This window comes from Streptomyces chilikensis, from assembly GCF_001642695.1.
Lineage (GTDB): Bacteria > Actinomycetota > Actinomycetes > Streptomycetales > Streptomycetaceae > Streptomyces > Streptomyces chilikensis.
Genome location: NZ_LWCC02000190.1, coordinates 44,929 through 66,129, shown reverse-complemented (window position 1 = coordinate 66,129; position 21,201 = coordinate 44,929). Strand labels below are relative to the sequence as shown.

At 71.1% G+C, this 21,201-nt stretch carries 18 protein-coding genes and 2 pseudogenes; 14 read left to right on the top strand and 6 right to left on the bottom strand.

Annotated elements, in window-relative coordinates; translation table 11 throughout:
- Positions 1–125 precede the first annotated feature (125 nt).
- Complete coding sequence (locus A2U95_RS31605; protein ID WP_166029403.1) at positions 126–401, top strand: hypothetical protein; 276 nt, start codon at positions 126–128, stop codon at positions 399–401.
- A 150-nt stretch (positions 402–551) separates the two neighbouring features.
- Here A2U95_RS31605 and A2U95_RS31600 read toward each other — a convergent pair whose 3' ends face one another.
- Complete coding sequence (locus A2U95_RS31600; protein ID WP_166029401.1) at positions 552–935, bottom strand: hypothetical protein; 384 nt, start codon at positions 933–935, stop codon at positions 552–554.
- A 368-nt stretch (positions 936–1,303) separates the two neighbouring features.
- On the opposite strand from A2U95_RS31600, the gene A2U95_RS31595 reads away from it, so the two are divergent.
- Positions 1,304–1,558, top strand: a complete 255-nt coding sequence (locus tag A2U95_RS31595; RefSeq protein WP_206283137.1) for a DUF6332 family protein — start codon at positions 1,304–1,306, stop codon at positions 1,556–1,558.
- A 48-nt stretch (positions 1,559–1,606) separates the two neighbouring features.
- The gene (locus A2U95_RS33660) at positions 1,607–2,125 is read left to right on the top strand and encodes a transposase (protein WP_338104506.1); all 519 of its coding nucleotides are present in this window, start codon (positions 1,607–1,609) and stop codon (positions 2,123–2,125) included.
- Positions 2,126–2,363: 238 nt separating this feature from the next.
- Here the strand turns inward: A2U95_RS33660 and A2U95_RS31590 are convergent, their stop codons facing one another.
- Positions 2,364–4,724, bottom strand: coding sequence for a glycoside hydrolase family 9 protein (locus A2U95_RS31590; protein WP_240958529.1), 2,361 nt, complete (start codon positions 4,722–4,724; stop codon positions 2,364–2,366).
- A 768-nt stretch (positions 4,725–5,492) separates the two neighbouring features.
- On the opposite strand from A2U95_RS31590, the pseudogene A2U95_RS33505 reads away from it, so the two are divergent.
- Positions 5,493–6,035: pseudogene (locus A2U95_RS33505) on the top strand (RICIN domain-containing protein); the annotation flags it as partial.
- Positions 6,009–6,806 (top strand): pectate lyase, encoded by a 798-nt coding sequence (locus tag A2U95_RS33270; RefSeq protein WP_420857086.1) that lies wholly within the window; start codon positions 6,009–6,011, stop codon positions 6,804–6,806. The pseudogene A2U95_RS33505 and the gene A2U95_RS33270, both read left to right, overlap by 27 nt.
- Positions 6,807–6,971: 165 nt before the next feature.
- On the opposite strand, the gene A2U95_RS31580 is transcribed toward A2U95_RS33270, so the two are convergent.
- On the bottom strand, positions 6,972–7,580 hold the full coding sequence (locus A2U95_RS31580; RefSeq protein WP_166029395.1) for a hypothetical protein: 609 nt from the start codon (positions 7,578–7,580) through the stop codon (positions 6,972–6,974).
- Between the two features lie 255 nt (positions 7,581–7,835).
- Between A2U95_RS31580 and A2U95_RS31575 the strand changes: the two genes are divergently transcribed.
- The gene (locus A2U95_RS31575; RefSeq protein WP_166029393.1) at positions 7,836–8,873 is read left to right on the top strand and encodes a helix-turn-helix transcriptional regulator; all 1,038 of its coding nucleotides are present in this window, start codon (positions 7,836–7,838) and stop codon (positions 8,871–8,873) included.
- Here A2U95_RS31575 and A2U95_RS31570 read toward each other — a convergent pair.
- Positions 8,864–9,823 (bottom strand): SDR family oxidoreductase, encoded by a 960-nt coding sequence (locus A2U95_RS31570; RefSeq protein ID WP_166029391.1) that lies wholly within the window; start codon positions 9,821–9,823, stop codon positions 8,864–8,866. The genes A2U95_RS31575 and A2U95_RS31570 overlap by 10 nt on opposite strands.
- Before the next feature lie 422 nt (positions 9,824–10,245).
- On the opposite strand from A2U95_RS31570, the gene A2U95_RS31565 reads away from it, so the two are divergent.
- The 4 genes and pseudogenes from A2U95_RS31565 to A2U95_RS33500 all read left to right on the top strand — a co-directional run.
- Positions 10,246–10,848, top strand: a complete 603-nt coding sequence (locus tag A2U95_RS31565; RefSeq protein ID WP_240958527.1) for an ABC transporter ATP-binding protein — start codon at positions 10,246–10,248, stop codon at positions 10,846–10,848.
- The gene (gene uppS / locus A2U95_RS31560; protein ID WP_166029387.1) at positions 10,845–13,481 is read left to right on the top strand and encodes a polyprenyl diphosphate synthase; all 2,637 of its coding nucleotides are present in this window, start codon (positions 10,845–10,847) and stop codon (positions 13,479–13,481) included. The genes A2U95_RS31565 and uppS overlap by 4 nt, the downstream gene beginning before the upstream one ends.
- Positions 13,482–13,807: 326 nt before the next feature.
- Complete coding sequence (locus A2U95_RS31555) at positions 13,808–14,263, top strand: hypothetical protein (RefSeq protein ID WP_166029385.1); 456 nt, start codon at positions 13,808–13,810, stop codon at positions 14,261–14,263.
- 575 nt (positions 14,264–14,838) lie between these two features.
- Positions 14,839–14,970, top strand: a pseudogene (locus A2U95_RS33500) (glycoside hydrolase family 48 protein); the annotation flags it as partial.
- A gap of 74 nt (positions 14,971–15,044) precedes the next feature.
- On the opposite strand, the gene A2U95_RS31535 reads toward A2U95_RS33500, so the two are convergent.
- Positions 15,045–16,409 (bottom strand): AfsR/SARP family transcriptional regulator, encoded by a 1,365-nt coding sequence (locus A2U95_RS31535; RefSeq protein WP_166029383.1) that lies wholly within the window; start codon positions 16,407–16,409, stop codon positions 15,045–15,047.
- Positions 16,410–16,519: 110 nt separating this feature from the next.
- Here A2U95_RS31535 and A2U95_RS31530 point away from each other — a divergent pair, with 110 nt between their 5' ends.
- The 3 genes from A2U95_RS31530 to A2U95_RS31520 all read left to right on the top strand — a co-directional run bounded on the left by A2U95_RS31530 (position 16,520) and on the right by A2U95_RS31520 (position 19,725).
- Positions 16,520–17,035 carry a hypothetical protein gene (locus A2U95_RS31530; protein ID WP_166029381.1) on the top strand — a complete coding sequence of 172 codons (516 nt, stop codon included), beginning with the start codon at positions 16,520–16,522 and terminating at the stop codon, positions 17,033–17,035.
- 480 nt (positions 17,036–17,515) lie between these two features.
- On the top strand, positions 17,516–17,749 hold the full coding sequence (locus A2U95_RS31525; RefSeq protein WP_166029379.1) for a hypothetical protein: 234 nt from the start codon (positions 17,516–17,518) through the stop codon (positions 17,747–17,749).
- Between the two features lie 233 nt (positions 17,750–17,982).
- Complete coding sequence (locus A2U95_RS31520; RefSeq protein ID WP_166029377.1) at positions 17,983–19,725, top strand: endo-1,4-beta-xylanase; 1,743 nt, start codon at positions 17,983–17,985, stop codon at positions 19,723–19,725.
- Positions 19,726–19,876: 151 nt separating this feature from the next.
- Here A2U95_RS31520 and A2U95_RS31515 read toward each other — a convergent pair whose 3' ends face one another.
- Positions 19,877–20,113: a hypothetical protein gene (locus tag A2U95_RS31515; RefSeq protein ID WP_166029375.1), complete on the bottom strand. Its 237-nt coding sequence runs from the start codon at positions 20,111–20,113 to the stop codon at positions 19,877–19,879.
- A gap of 320 nt (positions 20,114–20,433) precedes the next feature.
- Here A2U95_RS31515 and A2U95_RS31510 point away from each other — a divergent pair, with 320 nt between their 5' ends.
- Complete coding sequence (locus tag A2U95_RS31510) at positions 20,434–21,171, top strand: DUF6461 domain-containing protein (RefSeq protein ID WP_277351013.1); 738 nt, start codon at positions 20,434–20,436, stop codon at positions 21,169–21,171.
- Positions 21,172–21,201: the final 30 nt, after the last annotated feature.

Genomic DNA, 21,201 nt, shown 5'->3' with positions numbered 1-21,201 from the left:
CGCCCGCGCCGGACGAACACCCGTTCCCCATGACTCTCCCGTGGCCGGCACGAGATTCTCCGCACCGCGGAACGGGAACCCGCAACGGGTGTCATGAACCACGAAGGGAACGAGGAGGGACGCCGATGCAGCCTCCGGACCAAGAACTGCTGGACTTCGACACCGATGCGCTCGACGACTGGGACGAGCGGCGGGCGCGAGCGGCCCTCGACGGCGACGACGGTCCGCTGTACAGAAACCACTTGCACATCGCCATGCACCTGGACCGGTGGGCGGAGGCGGAGAGCGGACGTACGGACACCGACGCGCGCTACACCGCCGGTTACGTCCAGGCACTCGAGGACGTGGCCGCCTTTCTGCGGCAGACCTACTACCTGCCCGAAGGCGATCACCCTTCGTGAACCCCGCTGCCTTCGCTCTCGCCCCCGAGCGGTGACCGCGGACCAGAACCTGAAGCGGCAGCGGTTGGTCCGTGCTGTGGCGGCTGTGGGTGGTCCCGAGTGCTGCGGACGTCCACCGGACATGACGTCACCCGGTGGTGGTGGACATCGTCAACTCGGTGGGAGTGGCGGCAGGATGACCTGACGGGTGATTTCGGCGGCGTTCTGCAGGTGGCGTATGTAGACGTAGGCCTGTGCCCGGAGCACCGCGATGAGGAGCGCGAGGAGCGCGGCGGTGACTTGGAGAAGGAAGTCCTCGGGACGGATGACCACGGACGGGTGGGCGATGTCCACCCAGCGGTTGATCGCCACCACCAGGACCGCGAAGAGGAAGGTGACCGTGGGCGAGCAGACTCCGGACGCCAGCAGCGGCACCATCAGCAGCCAGTCCACCATGCGGATGGATGGCCCCAGCTCACCGACGACGATGATGGCGATCAGGCAGCCCATGGGAAGCACCCAGGCGGCCCTGCCGTACCGCGTCAGCAACGGCACCCGCTCCTTTGGCGCGTGTGCCCGGCGTCGGGAGACGGTCTCGCGGACCCGGCGACGAAGAGTGTTCGAGGTCACCGTCTCAGTCTCCATCGACGGCAGCCCGACTGCGGCACCACGCGCCCGCGACGCCTGCCCTTTTACCCCGGGCCTCCGGGGACCACCTGCTGCCTCCTTCCGGTTCCGTCATGGCGACGCCCAAGAGGCGCGGCCGGGCGGGGGCGGGGGAGAGCGTCGGCCCCGGCTCCACATCGTTCCGCCGTCGTGCGGGCGGTTCTCACAAGTCATCCCGATCGGTGATCGAGTCGCCCGTGAGCGTCAGTGGTCAGGCACAGGCGCGGTGGACTTGACGGCGATGTGAGACTTGCGGCATGGACATGGGGCGTGAGTCGCGGTGGGAAAAGGACGCCATGACGGTGGAGATCGTTTTCGCCCTGGTGACTGCCGCCGCGCTGGCTGGGGTGATTCTTGTCGTCGCCTGGACTCTCGTCCAAGTCCTTGATCTTTCTGGTTCGGCGGAGAGAGGCGTGTCGGCAGGGGGCGCACTGCTCGGAGCGGTGGCCGGAGTGCGGCGTCTGGTACGGGTGCTGCTTCGGTTCGACGAGCAGCGCCGAATGGGCCACTGACCACGGGCCTTCGCCTTCTCCTGCAGTCGGTGGCCTCCCGGCGCGGGGATCGTTGAGCGGCTGGTGCCGGAGGCGCCGTCGCCGCGTCAGGGTGGTGACCGGCGTCGTCACGGCGACCGTGAGGTGCCGGCCGCGATCGCGTTCGTGGCGGCCTCGGGCCGCACGTGGCAGCAACTGCCCGCCGCCCCGTCCGGCGCGACGGCCCACCGCCGCCACGAACGCAAGGCCGAGCGCTTCCTCGCCCTCACCAGCATCGCCCGCACCCTCATCCGCTGCCGAGGACTCGCCGCTCGAGGCCGACGCAACGGAGTCCCGCGGCCGGCTACTCCTGCGAGTCCTCCGACCGGTTACGACGCTGTCGCAGCCACAGCAATCCGCCTGCCAGACCCGCCACCCCCAGTACGGCCGCCTTGGCCGCCCCCCTGGACGCGAGTACCCCCAGGCTCCAGGAGCTGGACCAGCCCAGCCACCACAACAGACCCGCGGCCCCCAGCGCGCACACCACAGCGACCACTACCTCGACCACGGCCCACCTTCGGCCGCGCGCCCCCGTATTCATGGCCGTGATCGTAGCCGTCCGCCGCTCACCATCCGCTACCGGGAGACAGCCGAATGAGACGACCTTCCAGTACGCCAGGCCCTCCCCGACGGATACGCCGGCCGTGGTCTGCGCGTGCGTCGGCACGGTCAGGACAGACATGCCGCGGCGACGGATGGACCGCCCGCCAGTCTGCCGTGGCACTGGCGGAGCCGGAGGCCGTACGAGTCGGACCGGGCCGGGCCCGGGCCAGCCCGGCCCGGATGCCTATCCGCAGCTCTTTCCGTTGAGGGCGAAGGCCTTGGCGCCCACGGGCGTTCCGGTGCCCTGGAAGCCGAACGAGGCGGTGCCGCCCGCCGGGATGTCGCCGTTGTGCGCGGCGTGGGTCACGGTGACGTCGGCCCCTGACTGGGTGGCGGTGGCGTTCCAGGCGCTGGTGACCCGTTCACCGCCCTGGAAGGTGAAGCCCAGCTTCCAGCCGCCGGTGATCGCTGTCGTTCCGGTGTTCTTCACCGCGACGTCGGCGGTGAAGCCGCTTCCCCAGGCGCTGGTGACCTTGTACGTCACCGAGCACGGACCGGTCGGCGTGGGGGTGGGCGTCGGCGTGGGGGTGGGGGTGGGCGTCGGGCCGGGCGTGGGCGTCGTCCCGTCCGGGGTCGCGCCCCACTGCTTGGCCGTGCCCTCCATCAGCACGATGTTCGCCGCGTCGACGGGCGTGCTGCCGGAGGCGGTGGGGACGCCCTGGTAGGACCAGTCGTTCGCCGGGTTCCAGGCGCCTGCGGAGGCGATCCGGAACTGGATCTCCTTGCGGTACGCCGACTGGCCCGCCGGGGCGATCACCGTGTCCGAGCAGTCCACGGTCACGTAGTAGACGTCGTCCTTGAACTGCGTGGGCCCGCTGACCTTGCCGCACTGGTTGTAGTTGGTGGTCAGGGTGATCTGGGCGGGCGTGACGCCGTCCTCAAGGGTGAAGTAGTACCGCAGCGACGCGTCGTTCAGCGCCCGCGCGGGCCAGGCCGACCTGTTGACCAGATACGCCTTGATTTCGGTGAAGCTGGAGCCGGTGGCGTTCACCGAGGCCTGCACGGACATCTCGGGTCCGTCCGGCTTCTCGGCCTGCGGGAAGCTCGCGAGCGGCGCGCCGCCGTACTCCGCGTAGAGGCGGGCCAGCGCACCGGTGAAGGCCGCGTTGTAGTCGGTGGCGACCTCGTTGTTGGTGTAGTTGGACCGGTCGTCGGTGTAGGCGTCGTCCGCGGCGCTCGGACCGCCGACCAGCGCGCCGTACAGCACGTGCCGGCTCTCGACCGGGCTGGTGATCTGGTCGGTCCAGGAGCCGTGCGCGGTGCGGTGGTGCGGCTTGGTGGGCGGGTTCGTCCCGAAGCCGACCACGTAGCTCGACTTGCGCGGGTTGTCTCCGAGCGCGTAGTTGATCTGCCGGACGGCGAAGTCGTGGTAGCGCTGCTTGCGCTCGCTGTCGCCGGTCAGCCAGTCGGAGTAGGAGAGCGCGACGAACGCGGTGTTGGCCGCGTACCGCAGCGAACCCCAGCTGTCGAGGACGGCCTGCCCGCCGGGTGAGTACTTCACCTTCTGGCCGTTCACCCCGCTCGTCCACCAGTCGAGCCAGCGGTTGGCGTCGTCGGTGTACCGCTGCTTGCCGGTCAGCTTGGCGAGCATCACGTAGGAGCCGTAGGACGTGTCGTCCCAGGAGATCGTCCACCGGTAGGAGCGGGTGGTGGTCTGCGGCTCGGTGGAGAGGTTGTCGTAGTACGTCTCGGCCTTGCTCAGGTAGGAGGCGTCGCCGGTGGCCTTGTGGAGCCAGATCGCGCCCCAGACCAGCTCGTCGTGGTAGCCGCTCCAGGACTTGTAGTAGGACTGCGCGTCGGTGATGCAGTCGCTGTACTTGCCCCGGTAGGTGTCGGCGAAGGTGTAGAGCTGTTCGGCGTGGGTGAGCAGCTTGTCGGCGTACGCCGGGTCGGAGTCGCGGAAGACGATGGAGGACGCCGCCATGGCGGCGGCGGTCTCGCCCGCGAGGTCGGAGCCGGGGCAGGAGGCGTCGATCTTGTAGGCGGGCCGGGCCATCGGCATGACCTCGGCCGGACCCCACCACTTGTGGTCGTCCGCGCCGTTGCCGACCTGACCGTAGAGGACGTTCGGCGAGGGGTGCGCCTTGACGAAGTAGTCGTTGACGAAGCGCAGGTTGTTCCGCAGGTGCTCGAGCTGGCCGGAGGAGGTGTAGGCGGCCTTCTGCTCGATGCCGCCCCAGGCGAGCATCGTCGCGGAGTACGCCATGGGCAGCCCGAACTTGACGTGGTCGCCGGCGTCGTACCAGCCGCCGGTGAGGTCGAGGCCCGCGTCCTTGCCGTCGTCCAGGCCCGAGTCCCCGCGCCAGTCGACGCGGTTGAAGTCGGGCAGGCGGCCGGACTGCTGGGCCTCGTAGAAGAGCAGCGACTTCTGCAGCGCCTCGCCGTAGGCGAAGGTGGGCGCGGCGGAGGCGGGGGTCGAGGCCGACAGGGGTAACAGGGCGCCGGCGAGGATCACCCCGGCGAGGGCTGTCAGCCCCGCGTGACGCCCGGCGGTGGCCGGGGCGTCGAGTCCTCGTCTGCGGCGGAACACATTGAAGAGGCGCAACGGAACGTTCCTTCCGACGTCGGTGGCACGGGCGGCGGGCGAGGCTCCGGCGCCCGGAGGGGCGGCCTGCGGGTGGTGCCGTCTTGCGGCTGTGCGGCTGTGCGGCTGTGCGGCTGTGCGGCCCGTGGGAACGGTGATGCGTGCGGTGATGTCACCGAGCCGGACCCCGCAGGAGCGCGGCGGCATGTGCGCCGCTGTGCGGTGCTTTGTCTCGATCCGGATTCAAGAAATCGCACATCGGGACCATGGGAGCGCTCCCATCGTGCTCGTTCATGAAGCCAGCAGCGCCTGCGCCTGTCAACAGCCGTCACACGACCTGAGACAACCGGGTGCGTGCCGGCCGGGTGGACACCGGGGCCCGGGCGGGTTGCTCGAGGGCGGGAACCGGGACGAGGCCGAACGGCTGAACCGGCCACGGCTCACGACGGCCGTCGCGCCCGCGACCCCGGCCCGGGCCCCGCGGCGGTCGATCCGCCGGCCCGGACATCGGAGGGCGCGGGACCCGATCCCGCCACCGCATGACCCATACGGTCGGCCTCGCCGGCCGGCGGGGTTCCCGTCGCGCCGCCCCGGACCGGTCGGCCGACTGATCCTTCCGCTCAACTTGTTGACCGCGCCATGTGCGTGACCTACCGTCACGAATGTTCGCATACACGAATCTGGTTCATTCTGCTGAATCCCGCTCCGCAGTCGTGAACCGGCCTTCACCACCGCACCAACCCCCCAGGTGCCTGCGGAGGACGCCGCAGGCGGTGAAAGGAACAGCCAGTGCGTACAGAGAATCAGCACGTCAGAAGGCGTGTCGGCCGTGCTGCCGCCGCCTTCGCCACCGCGGCGTCACTCCTCGCCGCGGGTCTCACCACCCTCTTCGCGACCGGCTCGGCCTCGGCGGCACCCGCCGCGGGCTCGTACAGCCTGAAGAACGCGGCGAGCGGTCTGTGCCTGACGGTGCCGGGCGCCGGCACGGCCGCAGGCACGCAGCTCACCCAGAGCACCTGCACCGGAGCCGCGAACCAGACCTGGAAGCTCACCGCCTCAGGAAGCGGGCACACCCTGGCCGCCGCGCACAGCGCCAAGTGCGCCGGTGTGCGGGACGCCTCCACCAGCGCGGGCAAGGCCGTGGAGCAGCAGAACTGCGCCGGCACCGCCACCCAGGTGTGGGCCCTGACGCCGGTCAGCGGCAACACCTACCGGGTCGTCAACAGCAACGGCGGCAAGTGCCTCAACGTCAAGGACAGTTCGACCGCCTCCGGCGCCCTGGTGCAGCAGAACTCCTGCGACTCCGTGACGAGCAAGAACTGGACCTTCACGGCGTCCGGCACCGTCCCCACGGACCCGCCGACCGAGCCGACGGACCCGCCTGCCGAGCCGACCGACCCGCCCACGAACCGGCCGTCGTGGCCGACCGCCAACGGCAGCCAGGCGGTCTCGTCGACCATCGAGGTCTCGGGCACGTACGACGGTGGCATGAAGCGCCTGTACGGCAGCGGCGATCTGGGCAGCGGTGACCAGGACGAGAGCCAGCCCCCGATGATCAGGCTGGTGGACGGCGCCACCCTGCAGAACGTCATCCTCGGCGCTCCGGCCGCCGACGGTGTGCACTGCGCGGGCGCCTGCACCATCAAGAACGTCTGGTGGGAGGACGTGGGCGAGGACGCCGCGACCTTCCGCGGCGGCTCCTCCTCGACGGTCCGCACGATCGACGGCGGTGGCGCGAAACTGGCCGAGGACAAGGTGTTCCAGCACAACGGCGTCGGCACCCTGGTCGTGAAGAACTTCCAGGTGGACGACTTCGGCAAGCTGGTCCGCTCCTGCGGCAACTGCTCCACGCAGAACGCCCGCCACATCCAGCTGCAGAACATCTGGGCGACCGCCCCCGGCACCAGCCTGGTCGGCATCAACACCAACTACGGCGACACGGCACGGATCTCGGACGTCACGATCTACGAGGACGCCGGCCGGGACATGAAGATCTGCACCAAGTACCGGGGCACGACGAGCGGTGAGCCGAGCGAGATCGGCTCGGGTGCGGACGGCACCCACTGCCTCTACTCCTCGTCGGAGATCACGTACGTCGACTGATACGCGGAGTGCCCTTCCGGGCCCGCCCCTCCCCGCCGGGAAGGGCGGGCCTTCCGTGTTCAGCCGGCCTCGGTGACCTCGCCGTCGTGCCTGCCCGCCACCACCGGCACCGGCGGCGGGGACCGGCGATCTGACCCAGGCCTTTTACCGGTGGCTCCGGCAAGGTCATTCCAGGGTGAGCTGGAAGTAGGCCGTCTCGCGGAACGAGGCGGTCGGCGGGGCCACTTCCACCGTGACCGTGACCCCCTCGCCGTTCGGCTTGATGCGGACCGGGACGGTGCGCCTGCGGTCCGGTCCCAGGGGCGGCACGAGGGCGGCGGCGACCTCCTCCGAGTTCAGCCAGCTCGGAGTGACCCCGGAGGAGCGGTCGTCGAGGGACCGGCCCGCGCGGACGACCAGGGGCGCGGGGCCGTACTCGGAGACGCCCGTGCCGGGCGAATCACCGATGGGGCGCACCGTCCCGTCGGTGCCGTTGTCATAGGTCACGGTGAGGCCGTAGGTGCCGTCGGGCTCCGGGCGCGGACGGCTGACGGTCACCTTCAGACCGTCCTCGTACCGGGCGGTCGCGCCGGGGCCGAGGGGGTCCGCCACGGATCCGGCGGGGCCGCCCTGTTCCAGCTGGCCGTAACCGTCGAGACCCTTCTCGAGCTCGGCCAGTCCCCAGGCCCCGAGGCCGGTCAGGCCGAGGAGGACGAAGACAGCGATCGAGCAGCCCTTCGACCACCGGGGCGTGTCCGCGGTCGGGGTGCCGCCGGGGGCCTGTTCCGTGTTCATGCGGGTCACCCTAGGCAGCGGCGACCTCGCGGATCATGAGCGGGAGTACTCAGGGACCGTCTGAGTGGCCGGCCCCGTGCCGGGGACCGGGAGCACCGCTCCGGCACGGAGTCGGGCGTGCGGGGCGGCCGGTCCTACGCGATGCGGGACGGCACGGCGGGTCGGGGTGCGGTCGCAGCGATGGGGGAGAGGACCTCCGAGGGTGAGGCAGGGGCCGGTTTCAGGATCCGGGGGCCGGTCCACGATCCTTGGGCCATGCGTGCTGCCCGCCTGATCCGCATGGCGCTTCTCGTCCAGTCGAGTCCCGGTCTGACCGCCGCCGCGCTCGCCCGCGAGTTGGGCGTCTCCGTGCGCACCGTGATCCGCGACGCCCAGGCCCTGCAGGAGGCGGGCGTTCCCGTCCGGTCCGAGCGCGGCCGTGCGGGCGGCTACCACCTGGCGCCGGGGCACCGGACCCGGCTCACCACGCTGCACCCCAGCGAGGCGGAAACCCTCTACCTCTCCGGTCTCCCCACGGCCCTGCACGACCTGGGACTGTCCGGCGCGGCGGACACGGCCCGGCTGAAGCTGTCGGCCACCTTGCTCCCGTCGCTGCGTGAGGCGGCCGAGTCGTCGGTGCGCCGCTTCCACCTGGACGCCCCGGCCTGGTTCCGCGAGCCGTCGGCGCCGGAACTGCTGCCGGAGCTGGCCCGCGCCGTGTGGTCCGACCGCACGGTCGAACTGGCCTACGCGCGGCCGGGCCGGGACGGCGCGCCGCCCCGCACGGTGACCCGCCCGCTGCAGCCGTACGGGCTCGTCCTGAAAGCGGGGGTGTGGTACGTCGTGGGACGTGTCCCCGGCGGGCGAGCGGACCGGTCCGGCGCCTGGCGCACCTACCGGGTCGACCGCGTCACGGGACTGTCGCCCGCTCCCGGCGCCGACGACCCCTTCGTCCGTGACCCGTCCTTCGACCTGGCCGCGTACTGGCGGGCCCACTCCGCCGGGTTCGCCCGGGCGCTGCTGCGCGAGATCGTCACCGTGCGTCTGACGGAGCGCGGCCTGCGCCGCCTGCCCGCCGTGGCGGACCCGGCCGGCGTGAGCGAGGCGCTGGCCTCCGCGACCGTGCCGGACTCCGGCGGGCGCGTCACGCTCGACCTGCCGGTGGAGTCGGAGGACGTCGCCTTCGCCCAGCTGGCCGAACTGGGCGCGGACGCGGAGGTACTGGCCCCGCAGGGCCTGCGCGCCCGCTTCCGCGAGCACGCGCGGGCCCTCACCGCCCTGTACGGGACGGATGCGGAGGATGATCAGCGGTAGTCGTCCGGCGAGCCCTCCTTACCGCCGTACACGACGTCCTCGAAGTACCCCCAGGCGTCCGGCCGGCTGCCGTCCACGTCCCGTACGCCGTAGGTCCTGGCGAGTTCCGCGCTGGAGGTGGACCTCCCGTTCCAGCGGGCCGCCCGGTCCGGGTCGGCGGCGAGCGCGGCGACTCCGCGAGCTAGGTAGTGCGGTGACTCGGCGATGGCGAAGGCCGGCTCCTGGACGACTGCGTCGCGCCAGTTCCCCTCCGTCACGCCGAAGTGGGCGAGCATCTGCTCCGAGCGCAGGAAGCCCGGCGTCACCGCGACCGCCGTGCCCCCGTACTCCGCCAGTTCCTCGCCCAGCCCGAACGCGATCCGGATCGGGGCGTTCTTCGCGAGGTCGTAATAGAGGTTCTCGCGGTAACGGCGGTTGGAGGCCGCCGTGCCGTCGGTGACCTCCACGTGCAGCGGCGCGTCGGAGCGGACCAGGAGCGGAAGGGCGAGTGCCGCGGTGATCACGTGGGAGCGCACCCCGAGCTCCAGGACGCGCAGGCCGTCGGCGAGCGGTGTCTCCCAGCTCTTCCTGCCGAAGACGGAGCTGACGAGCAGGTGCTCGCCGCCCCAGAGGTCGTTGACGAGGATGTCGAGCCGCCCCTGTTCGCGGTCGATCCGCTCGGTGAGGGCGCGCACCTGGTCCTCCTCCAAGTGATCGGTGGGGACGGCGATGCCGGTGCCGCCGGCCGCCGTGACCAGGTCCGCGGTCTCCTCGATGGTCTCCGTGGTCCGGCCGACCTCGCTGGCGCGCTCGCGGGTGGTGCGGCCGGTGACGTAGACGGTGGCGCCGGCGCGGCCGAGCTCGACGGCGAGGGCACGGCCGGCGCCGCGGGTGGCCCCGGCGACGAGCGCGATCCGGCCGGTGAGCGGGGCTGCCCGGTCGGCGTACCGAGTGGTGGTGTTCTTTTCCATGCCACTACGGTGCACGCCAAAGGTGACAGTTCACGTCACCTTTTTCCGAGATCTTCCCGCGTGCCTGCTCCCTCCCACTGCGAAGTTCCGTGGCGCCGACGCCGGCACGCCGGACGGCCTTGACGGTGGTGACCCGGGCGGCGGGACACCCGCACGCGGCGAACGACCCGACCGGAGGTGCTTCCGGCCGGTCAGGGGCCTGGACGCGGTGCCGGTGCCGTCTTCGAAGCCGGCTCCGGCGCGGGTGTGGCCGACGGCGCGGATCCGGTCAGGCCGTGGAGGACCCCCGCACGGCGGATGCCGCGTTTCGCGCCGGCCCGGTACGGGTTCGCTCCCGCTACCATCTCGCGATTCCATCGTTAGCTGATGATGTGAACTTCTTAACTTCGGCGCCTACGAGCGCCGTTCTGCGCCTCCACGACGTGCACAAGGCCTACGGCCGGCGCCCGGTGCTGCGTGGGGTGAACCTGGACGTGCCCCAGGGCTGTCTGCTCGGCATCGTCGGGGCGAACGGCGCGGGCAAGAGCACGTTGCTGCGGATCCTGGTGGGGCAGGCGGCGGCCGACAGCGGCACGGTCCGGTGCCGTGGCCGGATCGGCTACTGCCCGCAGGACACCGTGCTGCACCCGGCGCTGACCGTTCAGGAGCACGTGCGGTTCTTCCAGGCCGCCTACCGGCTCGACGACTGCCGGAGGGCGTGGGAGCTGCTGGAACAACTGCGGTTCAAGGAGAGCCCCCGCAGCCGCCTGCACACGCTGAGCGGCGGGACGCGGCAGAAGCTGAACCTGGCGGTGGGGCTGATGCACGACCCGGAGGTGTTGCTGCTGGACGAGCCGTACCAGGGCTTCGACTGGGAGACGTATCTGTGCTTCTGGGAGATCGCCAGGGGATGGTGCGAGCGGGGCCGTACGGTCGTGGTGGTCTCCCACCTCGCCCACGACAGGGAACGCCTGGACGTCCTGCACCGGCTTCAGGACGGCGTCCTGACCCCCGACCACAGCGCCGTGACGAGGAGTGCCGCATGACCTGGTGGTGGCAGTGCATGGGCACGGCGGTGCGTCACGCGGTACTGGAGCAGGCCCGTAACCGGCTGGCGTTGACCTTGGTGGTCTTCTTCATCCCGCTGTGGCTGACCCTCGCCTACCGGGTCCTGCCCGGCGACCCGGTGCGGTTCTTCCTGCGCGCGGCCGGCCGGCCGGTGAACCTCGACGCCAACACGGTGACGCAGCTGTCCGGCGGACTGCACGCGATCGCGTTGATCGTCGGGTTCATGATGTTCCTGGCCGCCAGCCGCTCAGCAGAGTTCGACCACCGGCTGGTACTCGCCGGATATCCGCGCCTGTGCCTGCTGCTGGCCCGCAGCGGCGTGCTGCTGCTCGCCGCGGCGCTGACGGCCGGCTACGCCACGGCGTGGGTGTGTGTCTTCCACCGGCCCGAGCGCCTCGACGTCATGGCCGGGGCGTTCATGGTGGGAGCCCTGACGTACGGGGGCGTGGGGATCCTGCTGGCGGCGCTGCTGCGCAGTGAACTGGCGGGAATGTTCGTCGTCATCATGGTCAGCTTCATCGATCTGGGTCTGCAGAACCCCGTCGCCAACCCTGCCGCGGACAGTCCACTGCTGAGGCTCATGCCCGCCTACGGGGCGATGCAGGCGGCGGTGTCCGCGGTCGACCTCACCCTCGTCCCCTGGCGCCACCTCCTGCTGGGCCTGGGCTGGTCGGCCGGGCTGACGGTGGCCGGACTGGCGGCCTTCACCGCACGCACCAGCCGGCGCACCCTCAAGCAGACGCTCCTGCGCCGGCACGCCTCCAGGTCCTCCGTCCGCCTGACGGTCCTGCGCCTGCTGCACCCGCTGCGCGCGCGTATGTACCGTCAAGCCGGCATCCACGACGCCACGGTCATCACCGGTTACGAGATCTGCCGCCGTCTGCTGCACCGCTCCGGCCCCGTGAAAGCAGCCACCACCAAGCTCCTCCCCGCCCGCATCCGGCCTGTGTGGTGGGCCGTGTACGGATACGGCCGGTACATCGACGACCTCTCCGACACCCGGCACGGCAGCCGACGGGAAAGGTCCGAGCACGTCAGCCGGTTCAGTGAGTTGCTGGAGGCCGATCTGCGCCAGGGCCACAGCCAGGATCCGCTGCGTGCGGCCATCGTGCACGCCGTATGGACCTGGGACCTGCCCGGCGACGGACTGGAGGCGGCCAACGCCGTCTACCGGCAGGACGCCGGGGGAGAGAGCGCGCTCGCCACCTGGGACGACTGGTTCGCCTACTGGCGCACGCTCACCTTTCCCTTCGGAACGAAGCGCCTGCTGAACCTGCTCACCGCACCGGGGCTGGCGTTCACTCCCCGTGACGCCGAGGCGCTGCGCGCGTGGACCGACGCCCTCAACCTCCTGGATACGCTGCGTGACCTGCGGGAAGACGCCATGGAAGGCTTCGTCAAGCTGCCGGCCACCGTGCTCGACGAGTACGGCGTCAGCAGCGAGGACCTCGCCCGAGGACGAGCGAGTGGCCGGTACACGGACATGGTCCGAGCCATGACCGCCCGGACCCGTCAGTGGCTGGACCGGACCGCGGCCGCCGGCAGCCAGCACCCGCCCATGGCCGCCGCCCTGCGGACCGTCGTCGACCTGCACCGGCTCGAACTCGACCGCATCGACCAAAGCCCCCACGCACTCCTGAACGGCCCTTCGCGGGCCCACCCGGTCCGCTTCCACTTCACGCTGGCACGCGGCCGGCACCGCGTGGCCAGAGCCTGGCGCCACCACGCCCGCACCGCCGCCCGGACGCCTGCCTCCATCCCGCCGCCGCGGTCCGCGGAAGGCGATCCCACCCCACATGACACGCAGGCTTTGCTGCCACCGGTGCCGCACCCCAGCGGCGTCCGCCCGCCCGTGCTCCCGCCCGGACGCATGCCCCAGCACGTCGCGGTCATCATGGACGGCAACGGACGGTGGGCCACCCACCGCGGCCGACCGCGCACCGCCGGCCACGAAGCCGGCCAGCTCGCCCTGCGGGACGTCGTCCACGGAGCCTTGGAGATCGGCCTGCCCTGCCTGAGCCTGTACGCCTTCTCCACGGAGAACTGGACGCGTCCGGCCACCGAGGTCGAAGCGCTGCTGCGCATCTTCCAGGACGGCCTCGACATGGAGACCGAGGAGATCTGGCAGCGCGACATCCGGCTGCGCTGGTCGGGCATCCCCGACGGAATGCCCTCGGAGATGGTGCAGTCAGCGCGCCGCACCGAGCACGCCACCCGCAACCGCACCGCCCTGACCCTGAACATGTGCCTCAACTACGGCGGGCGCACCGAGATCACCCACGCCGCCCGCGCACTGGCCCGCCAGGCGGCCGCGGGGACGATGGACCCCGACACCATCACCCCCCGCCATGTGGCCGCCCACCTGCACCAGCCCGGCCTGCCGGAGGTGGACCTGCTCATCCGCACCGGCGGCGAGATGCGCACCTCCAACTTCCTGCCCTGGCAGTCGACCTATGCCGAACTCGTCTTCCTCGACACCCTGTGGCCCGATGTCGACCGCACCCACCTGTGGCAGGCCATCGACACCTACACCCGCCGCGACCGCCGCTTCGGAGCCGTGCAGCCGTCACCGGGCGCGCCGCAGGCGCCGGGCAGCGTGGACGGTCTGTGAGTGTGCCGCCGGACACGGGGGAGCGAAGCCCAGGTGCTGTTCCGTGCCGCTTCCAGCAGGCCCGTAGGCCCCGGAGGGATCAGCCGTGACGCCCCCGGGGCCCTGACTTCGGAGAACGCACTGACCAACGAGCTGCGCCCCTTGCCGTCACGCGCTGGCGAGCGGGTGAGGGGCGGGGGTGTGGTCGCTGTCATGGGGTGACCAAGCGGCTGTCGTGGTGCGGCCAGCAGGTTGATTGTCGGGTGCCCTGGCTTTGACCGGCCCGAGATTTGGGGAACCCGGGCGTCTGCCCGAGCCACGAGCCGCTTCGAAAGGGATGGTCGTCGATGAACGCACATAGTGATGGACCGGACTCACGGCATCAGCGACCCGGCGGCGTCACCGGCGCCACGGTCGAGGCGCTCGGAGCTCTGTCGAAGGCCCTGGAGACGACCGAGCGGGCCCGTGGCCACCTGTACTCCTTCCACCAGCTGACCGGAGGCGCCGACCTGGAGCTGGACCGGGCGGTGAACCTGCTGCGCGAGGCCGGCCACGAACACTGGGCCGACCGCGTGCAGCAGGAGATCCTGGGCCGCAACGTCATCCCCGGACGGTGGACCTTCCAGATCATCGAGGACTACAACCGCACCTACTACGAGCCGTTCAAGCAGATGGAACGGCAGGCACTTCAAGAGCTGGCCGACGGCAGGGACCATCTGTACGAGGCGGAGATGAAAGAGGCCCGGCGCACCGCCGGCCACCCCGACCACACCGCCCGCCCGGACAGCCCTGACACCGATTAGCAGCAGGCACGGCGACCGGTGTGCAAGCGGTGCGGAAGGAAGTTCACCGACCCGCGCTGGGAGGGGACCACCGCGAGGACGGCCTGGAAGGCCGGGAACCTGTCGGTGCGCGGCGACTGCCACGCCGACGACGCCGCCCGCAACGAAGCCGCCGTTGAAGCAGCCCGTCTCCAGGCCGCCACGCCCCCGGGACCGGAGCCGGAGTACGACCAGGAGCCAGGCAAGCTCCGCGGGCCGTTCCGCCGCCGCGGCCGACCCCACACGGCGACGCCGCCCCTCCCCGTCGGGCACGGGGAGAGGCGGCGTCACCGAGCAGCGGCCCGGGTCAGGCCGGGGCGGCCTGCTTCACCAACGCGGCGAGAGGGGAGCGCCGGCCCTTCTCCACCGCGCGCAGCTGCTCCCAGTCGGTCTCCGGGCGGGCGGGGACGATCGCGTCGACGGACGCCGTGGTGCAGGGCGCGACGTTGATGGCCCCGGCCCGGCTGGTGCCGAAGCGGACCTCGATCGACTGCGGGAGCGGTCCCGGCCGAGCCGGGGCATGCGGCTGAAGGTGCCCTTCGACCCGCAGCTTCTAGAAGAACGACCCCGCGTGGTCCACGATCGAGGCCTACCCGGAGGGCGGCTCCGAGCCGGCCTTCACCTACCACCGGCTCTGGGCGCAGGCGGACATCGCCACCGCGTTCGGCGCCTACGCCGAACTGCTCGAGCAGCGAAACGCGGTCCGGCGTGGTCGAGGAACAGCGCGAGGGCTGCCCCGGGGCCATCACGCCCCGGGGCAGCCTCATTGCCCGGCTGTTCCGGGACCGCCGGGCGACGCGGGCCGGCCGCAGGTGGCCAGGCTGCACCACCGGCGGCGGCCCGCCTCGTCCAGGAAGAGCCAGCCGCAGTCGGCGCCGGGACAACGGCGGACCGTGAACCGCCGGGCGTCCATCAGCAGTTCGGCCGCACTGAGGGCGACCGCGTGCACCGGCAGGCTCAGACCGGCGGCCGGCGGAAGCCGCCAGGAGGCGAGGCCTCCGTCACCCCGGGTGAGGACGGCCAGAGCCGCCGCCCGTTGCGCGGCGTCCGCCACTGCCCGGAAGGCGTGGGCGTCACCGGGATCGGTCAGGCAGGCGTAGAGCTTCGACCGGAACGCCCGCGCCGCCTCCAGGACCGCCGTGGCTTCGGACGGGTTCCGGGAGGCGTGCCCGAGCAGCCGGGTGACGTCGTGGTCGTCGGCGAGGCCGAGGTGACCTGACCAGACCGCGAGGGCGGAGTAACGGCGCAGCCAGTCCGACCCCGGCAGTGGCCCCGAGGACCCCCAGCCGGCGTAGGTGTTGCAGAACTCGAGCGCGGGATGGCCGCTGGTCGTCCACGGAAGCCACTCCTCCCCGACCCGCACCGCGTACAGCGGCGCGGGCGGGCGGTCCAGACGCGGGTCGTCGCGCAGCATCCGCCCGTGCAACTCGGTCAGGGCGGGGCCGGGGCCGATGCCGAGCTCCTCCGCCAGCCGCACACGGGTGTCACCGAAGAGTTCGAGGGCCTCGGCCCGGCGACCGCACCGGTAAAGAGCGGTCATCTGGGCCAGGACGAGCCGTTCCCGGCCCGGCAGGAGCCGGACGAACGGGGCGAGATCCTCGGCCACCCGCTCGTGCAGGCCCATGGTGAGCTGGGCCTCGGCGCGTAGCTCCAGGGCGGTCAGCCGCGCCTCGCCGAGCCCCAGGGCACCGTCCAGCCGGTCACGGAGCTCGTCGTCGGCCACGTCGGCGAGGAGAGGCCCGCCCCACAGGGCGAGCGCGTCGCCGTACAGGCGCACCCGCTCCGCCGGATCACCGGCGGCCGCTGCGCGCCCCACCAGGCCGGTGAACTCCCGGGCATCGACGGTGTGACCGTCCCCCTCGACGAGGTAACCCGAGTGCCTGGTCAGGATGCGCACGCCGAACGGGGCGAGGCTCGCCCGCAGCCTCCCCACGTAGGTGTGCAGGGTGGCGCGCGGCGAGCCCGACGACGTACCCCACATCAGGTCCATGAGACGCTCCGCCGGCACAGCCTGGTCCGCGTGCAGCAGGAGCACCGCCAGCAGAAACCGCTCCTGCCGACGACCGCCCACCACGACCGGTCGGCCGTCGTGACGGGCCTCGAACGGTCCGAGCAGGCGAAATTCCATGATCACCGTAACCCTAACCGTCCGGGCGCATGGTGGTAAGGGGTTGGTCAGAACGCGGGGCGACGCTGTGGGCGCACCCCCCACCGACCTCCGACACAACAGGAGCGACCATGCGACGCACGCTCGTTGCACTGTCCGCAGCCATCTTGCCCCTTCTCGCCCCAGCCGGGCAGGCCTCCGCCGCGGCAACCCCCGCAGGAGGCTGGGAACCGGCACCCTCCACCCCCTGGGACGTCCCGGCCGGCGCCCGGTGCGACTTCCCGGTCCACGGCGAACCGGTGGTGGACGAGGTCGAACGGCGGGTCCTGGAGACCTACGCCGACGGCACGGTGAGGCGTGCCGCGTACGCCGGCGACCTGGTGGTGCGGGTCACCAACACGGACACCGGAAAGTCCTACGACGCCGACGCGAGCGGCAGCGCCGTGGTGGAGTACCGTCCCGACCGGTCGCAGTACTGGGCCGTACTCGGTCCGGTCCTGGTCGGCGTCGCGGAGAACGGCGGCACCCTGCAACGAGGGCTCTACATCGTCGACGGGGTGTACACCCTGGACATCGCCCCCACTGGATACAAGACGGTGTCCCTGGCGCACGGCTCCACCGACGACCTCTGCGCCCGGATCGACTGACTCCCGGCCCGGGTGGCGTCCGCCGCCGGACGCCACCCGGCCGCCTCGGCGTACAGCTGCTGACCCTTGCCTCGATGCCGGAGCGTCTTCTCGTACCGGCGTCCGCGGGACCGGGCCCTGAGCGGCCCGTTCTCTGCACGTGGTGAGACGGCTGCCCGAGGTCTCGTGAGAACGCCCAGCGCAGTGAAGCGACAGTCAGCACCGCGGAGCATCCGAACGCGACTGCCGGGGCGGGGGAGTCCTTCCTCAAGTTGAGCTTGCTTCGGTTTGACGGACATCCCGGATCAGGGGTCGAGCCCCCGGAAGGATGTCCACCATGAAGAGCATGGGGGAAGAAGAAGCCGCGCCCTCGCCGCTCGTTCACACCGGAGTTCAAGGCCGGGATCGTCGAGTTGTGCCGGCGCGGTGGGCGTTCGATCGGTCAGGTCACCCGGGATTTCGACCTGACCGGACCCAGCCAGGTCCACGAGCCGCAGGGCGGTGATCTGGGAGGCGGGGGTTGGCGACCAGCGCGCGCAGTTCGCGTTTGCCGAGGCAGGTACCGGCGCAGCGGTCGGAGAACTCGACGGCCGCGGCGCGGTAGCCGGCGACGCGTTCGCCGGCCTCGGTGATGGTCTCGGCCAGGGCCAGGCCTTTCTGCTGGTGGTCCAGGGCAGCCCGGCGAGGTTGCCGTTGGCGGTGCCGGTGCCGTGGGTGGCCGTTCCGCTGGCGTGAGACCCGCCGTGATGGGCGCATGAGGTGCCGGATGCAGGCGAGGCGATCGGCAGGACGCCGCCGGCAGCGGCCGGGGCAGCGGCAAAGCCGACCGTGAGAAGCGCGAGACAGCTTGCAGCGTACGTCCGTTTCACGCACCGGGTAACCACGAGGCCGCCGTACCTCATGTGTGATGAACTGTGTCCCGGTTTCGAGATGTTGATCTCGTCTCGAACAAGAGAGCGGGAGGGGCCGTGGGCCTTGGTGGGGGGACGTGGCAGCGACTGACCGCCGTGGTGCTCGTCATGGCGGTGGCGGCCGGGTGTACGGGGCAGGGCGAAGGCGCGGGCGGCGGGAACGACGAAGACCTGCTGCGGAACCACGACTGGAAGCAGATGCCGGGCACCACCGCGCGGAACGACATCCTGCGGGTCGGCGCAACGGATCGGCGCATCGTGGAGCAGGACTCCTCCGGCGGCCAGCCCAACCCCCCGCTGAACCTGGCCGGCCCGCATCTCAGGTCCGACGGCGACTTCACCGTCACCGCGCGCATGTCCGGTGTGGGTGACGATGGCGGCGGCTCATGGCTGCGGCTGTACGGGCGGGTACCGGTCATCTACGACGAGTGGCGGCAGGAGCGGCCCTCACTCCGCGTCGGCGTGACCGCCGACGGACAGGTGAAGGTACAGATATGGGACGGCGAGGGCGATGAGCCGGCCACCTCCAAGGATTTCGACTGCGGCTGCTCCGGAACGGTGACGCTCGCCGTGTCGAGCATCGGTGACACCTTCCGCGTGAAAGCCGACGGGCGGCGGCTGGGAACCGTGCAGGACCCGGGGGTGTTCGCCGAGGGCACTGTCTGGTTCGGTCTGGAGGCGGACGCGGGCGAAGACGAGCGCCGCGAGGGATGGCGTCTGACGCAGCTGACCGCGCGGGCGGAGAGCGGCGACTCGCTCCGCGTGGTCAAGGCGCCGCAGCTACGCCAGGAGCAGCCCGACGACTCGCTGCGTGCGCGGGCCGCGGACGTGGGGCGGCCGTTCGACGTCGGCGCCGCCCTGGCCGAGAACCCGCTGCTCACCGACTCACGCTACCGGGCGCTCGCGGGGAGCCAGTTCTCCATGCTCACTCCGGAGAACGCGTTCAAGCCACAGTTCCTCCACCCACGCCGGGGCGTCTACGACTTCCGCGACGCGGACCTACTCGTACGCTTCGCCCGCGCGAACGACATGAAGGTGCACGCGCACACCCTCGTCTGGCACGAGGCTCTGCCCCACTGGATGCGGGAGAACGACGACCCCGAGGAGGTGCGCCGGACCATGCTCCGGCACATCGCCATGGTCGCCGGGCACTTCAAGGGAAGGGTCGCGGAATGGGATGTGGTCAACGAGCCCATGTCCGACGACGAGAAGAGCTACACCAACGGGGATCTCGGTCTGCGCTCCGAGCAGAGCCCGTGGTTCGAGGCCATGGGCGAGGAGTACATCGACGAGGCGTTCAGGGCCGCCCACCGGGCCGATCCGAAGGCACGGCTGTTCCTCAACGAGTACGGGGTCGAAGAGGAAGGCGAGCGGTGGGACGCCCTTTACGATCTGGTCAAGCGGCTCAAGGAACGCGGCGTACCGATCGACGGCGTGGGTTTCCAGAACCATGAGTACGCACCCGGCGACCGCATCGACCCGGAGACCTTCCGCAGCCACGTGCGGGATCTGGCGGAGCTCGGGGTTCAGACGCGGGTGTCGGAGATGGACGTCCCCATAGGTGAGGACGAGGAGGACGGGCGGCAGACCCAGGCTGATGAGATGGCGGGCAAGCTGCGGGTCTGCCTGGAGGAGCCGAACTGCACATCGTTCTCCACATGGGGATTCACCGACCGGTACGGTTCCACCGCCGACACCAAGATCTACCCTCCGCGCACGGCCGATTCCCTGCCGTGGGACGCGGCCCTGCGGCCGAAGCCGGCGTACGAGCGCATGCTCGAGGTCTTTGACGAGGCGTGAGGAATCAAACACCCGGGCCCTCAACCTGCTCGCTCTCGGCCCACGGCACGAAAACGGTCCGCCGACACCGTCGGCGGACCGTCACGGAACTTCGAGATTGGACCCCTTCTTCTTCCGGATCGCCTGCCGCCCCGCTACGGCACGCGATTGCTCAGAGCATGCGGATGCGCTGCTCGAAGGTGGTGCACAGGGGTCGGAGCTGGCGCCTCCGGCGGGTGAGGTCGGGGACCGAGGCATGGTCTGCCACCTGCTGTTCCAGGTCCGCGTTGCTCTCCTTGAGCTTGCTGTTCCCGATCTCCAGGACGTGGACGATCCGGGCCAGGAGTTGTGCCTGTCCGCGCAGATCGTCGCGTTCGGCGCGGAGGCGGTGGAGGAGCGGCTCGGACACTGACGTGCGGCCGGCGCTCCCGGGCTGGAGAAGTTCACCGTCGAGGTCGGCGCGGACGGGCAGACCGTCAGGTGGTAGAGGCGTCGGCGCGGACACGGAACAGAACGGGAGCCCCGCATCTGGTGCAGGGCTTCCGCGTGTGCGGCGAAGGCTGCGGTGACCGGCCGCACACCGTCCGGCCGACGCGTGGGCGGGACCGCGTGCTCGACACCGAAAAGTACAACGTCAACATCGTCGCCTGACGTACATCACAGCACCACCGCGGCGGGGACCCGAGGACGACCCGGGGCCCCGCCCCGCAGCAGCCGGAGGAGACGCACGTGCAAGACTCCACGACCAGGCCATGGGCATGGGCCGGAAATCAGCACGCCGTGATGTGGTGCGTGACCTTTACCCACGGCATCACACCGGAAGAGGTACTCGCCCGGTACGGGGCTGACACGCGAGCCGCCCGGCTCCTCACCGGACAGCAAGCCGGCCATCTCAACGACAGCAACCTGCCACAGGGGTCGGTGCTGCGTGCCGGGTCGCTGGGCGTCTGGTCGTTCTGCTTCGAGGACCACGGGGTGATGGGGGCGATGCCAGGCCCGCTGTCCGCGCTGTCCCAGGGCACGGAAACCTTCAGCGTCCTGCGGGGAGGGGACGGCATGAACGGTTTCGCCCACTGGCGTGACGGACGGTGCACCGAGCAGTTCGAGCCCGGGTTCACCTACACCAGGCCGGATCCCCCGCACCCCTGGTGGGATGCGGTCCAGGAACGGCTCGACGCATCGAACGAGGAGTACCCCGGCCTGGCCCCCGTGCTGGAAGCGGTGGCCCACCACACCGGGGCCGTACTCGACACCGGCACCCTCAGAGGCCCGCTGCTCACTCTGCGGCTCGAGGACAGCAGCCGGACCCCGGACCCGCAACCCCGCCCCCGCCCAAGAACTTCCCAGCCCCCGGGTCGACTGTTGGGCCGGCTTCTCCCGCCTGGAACGCCTTCGCCGCCTGCCGTCCGGCGCGCGCCCAATTCGCCCACCACCCCGCACACCTACGACATCGAGGCCGAGAGCTAGACAAGATCTCCCTTTCCTGGACCGGTTTCG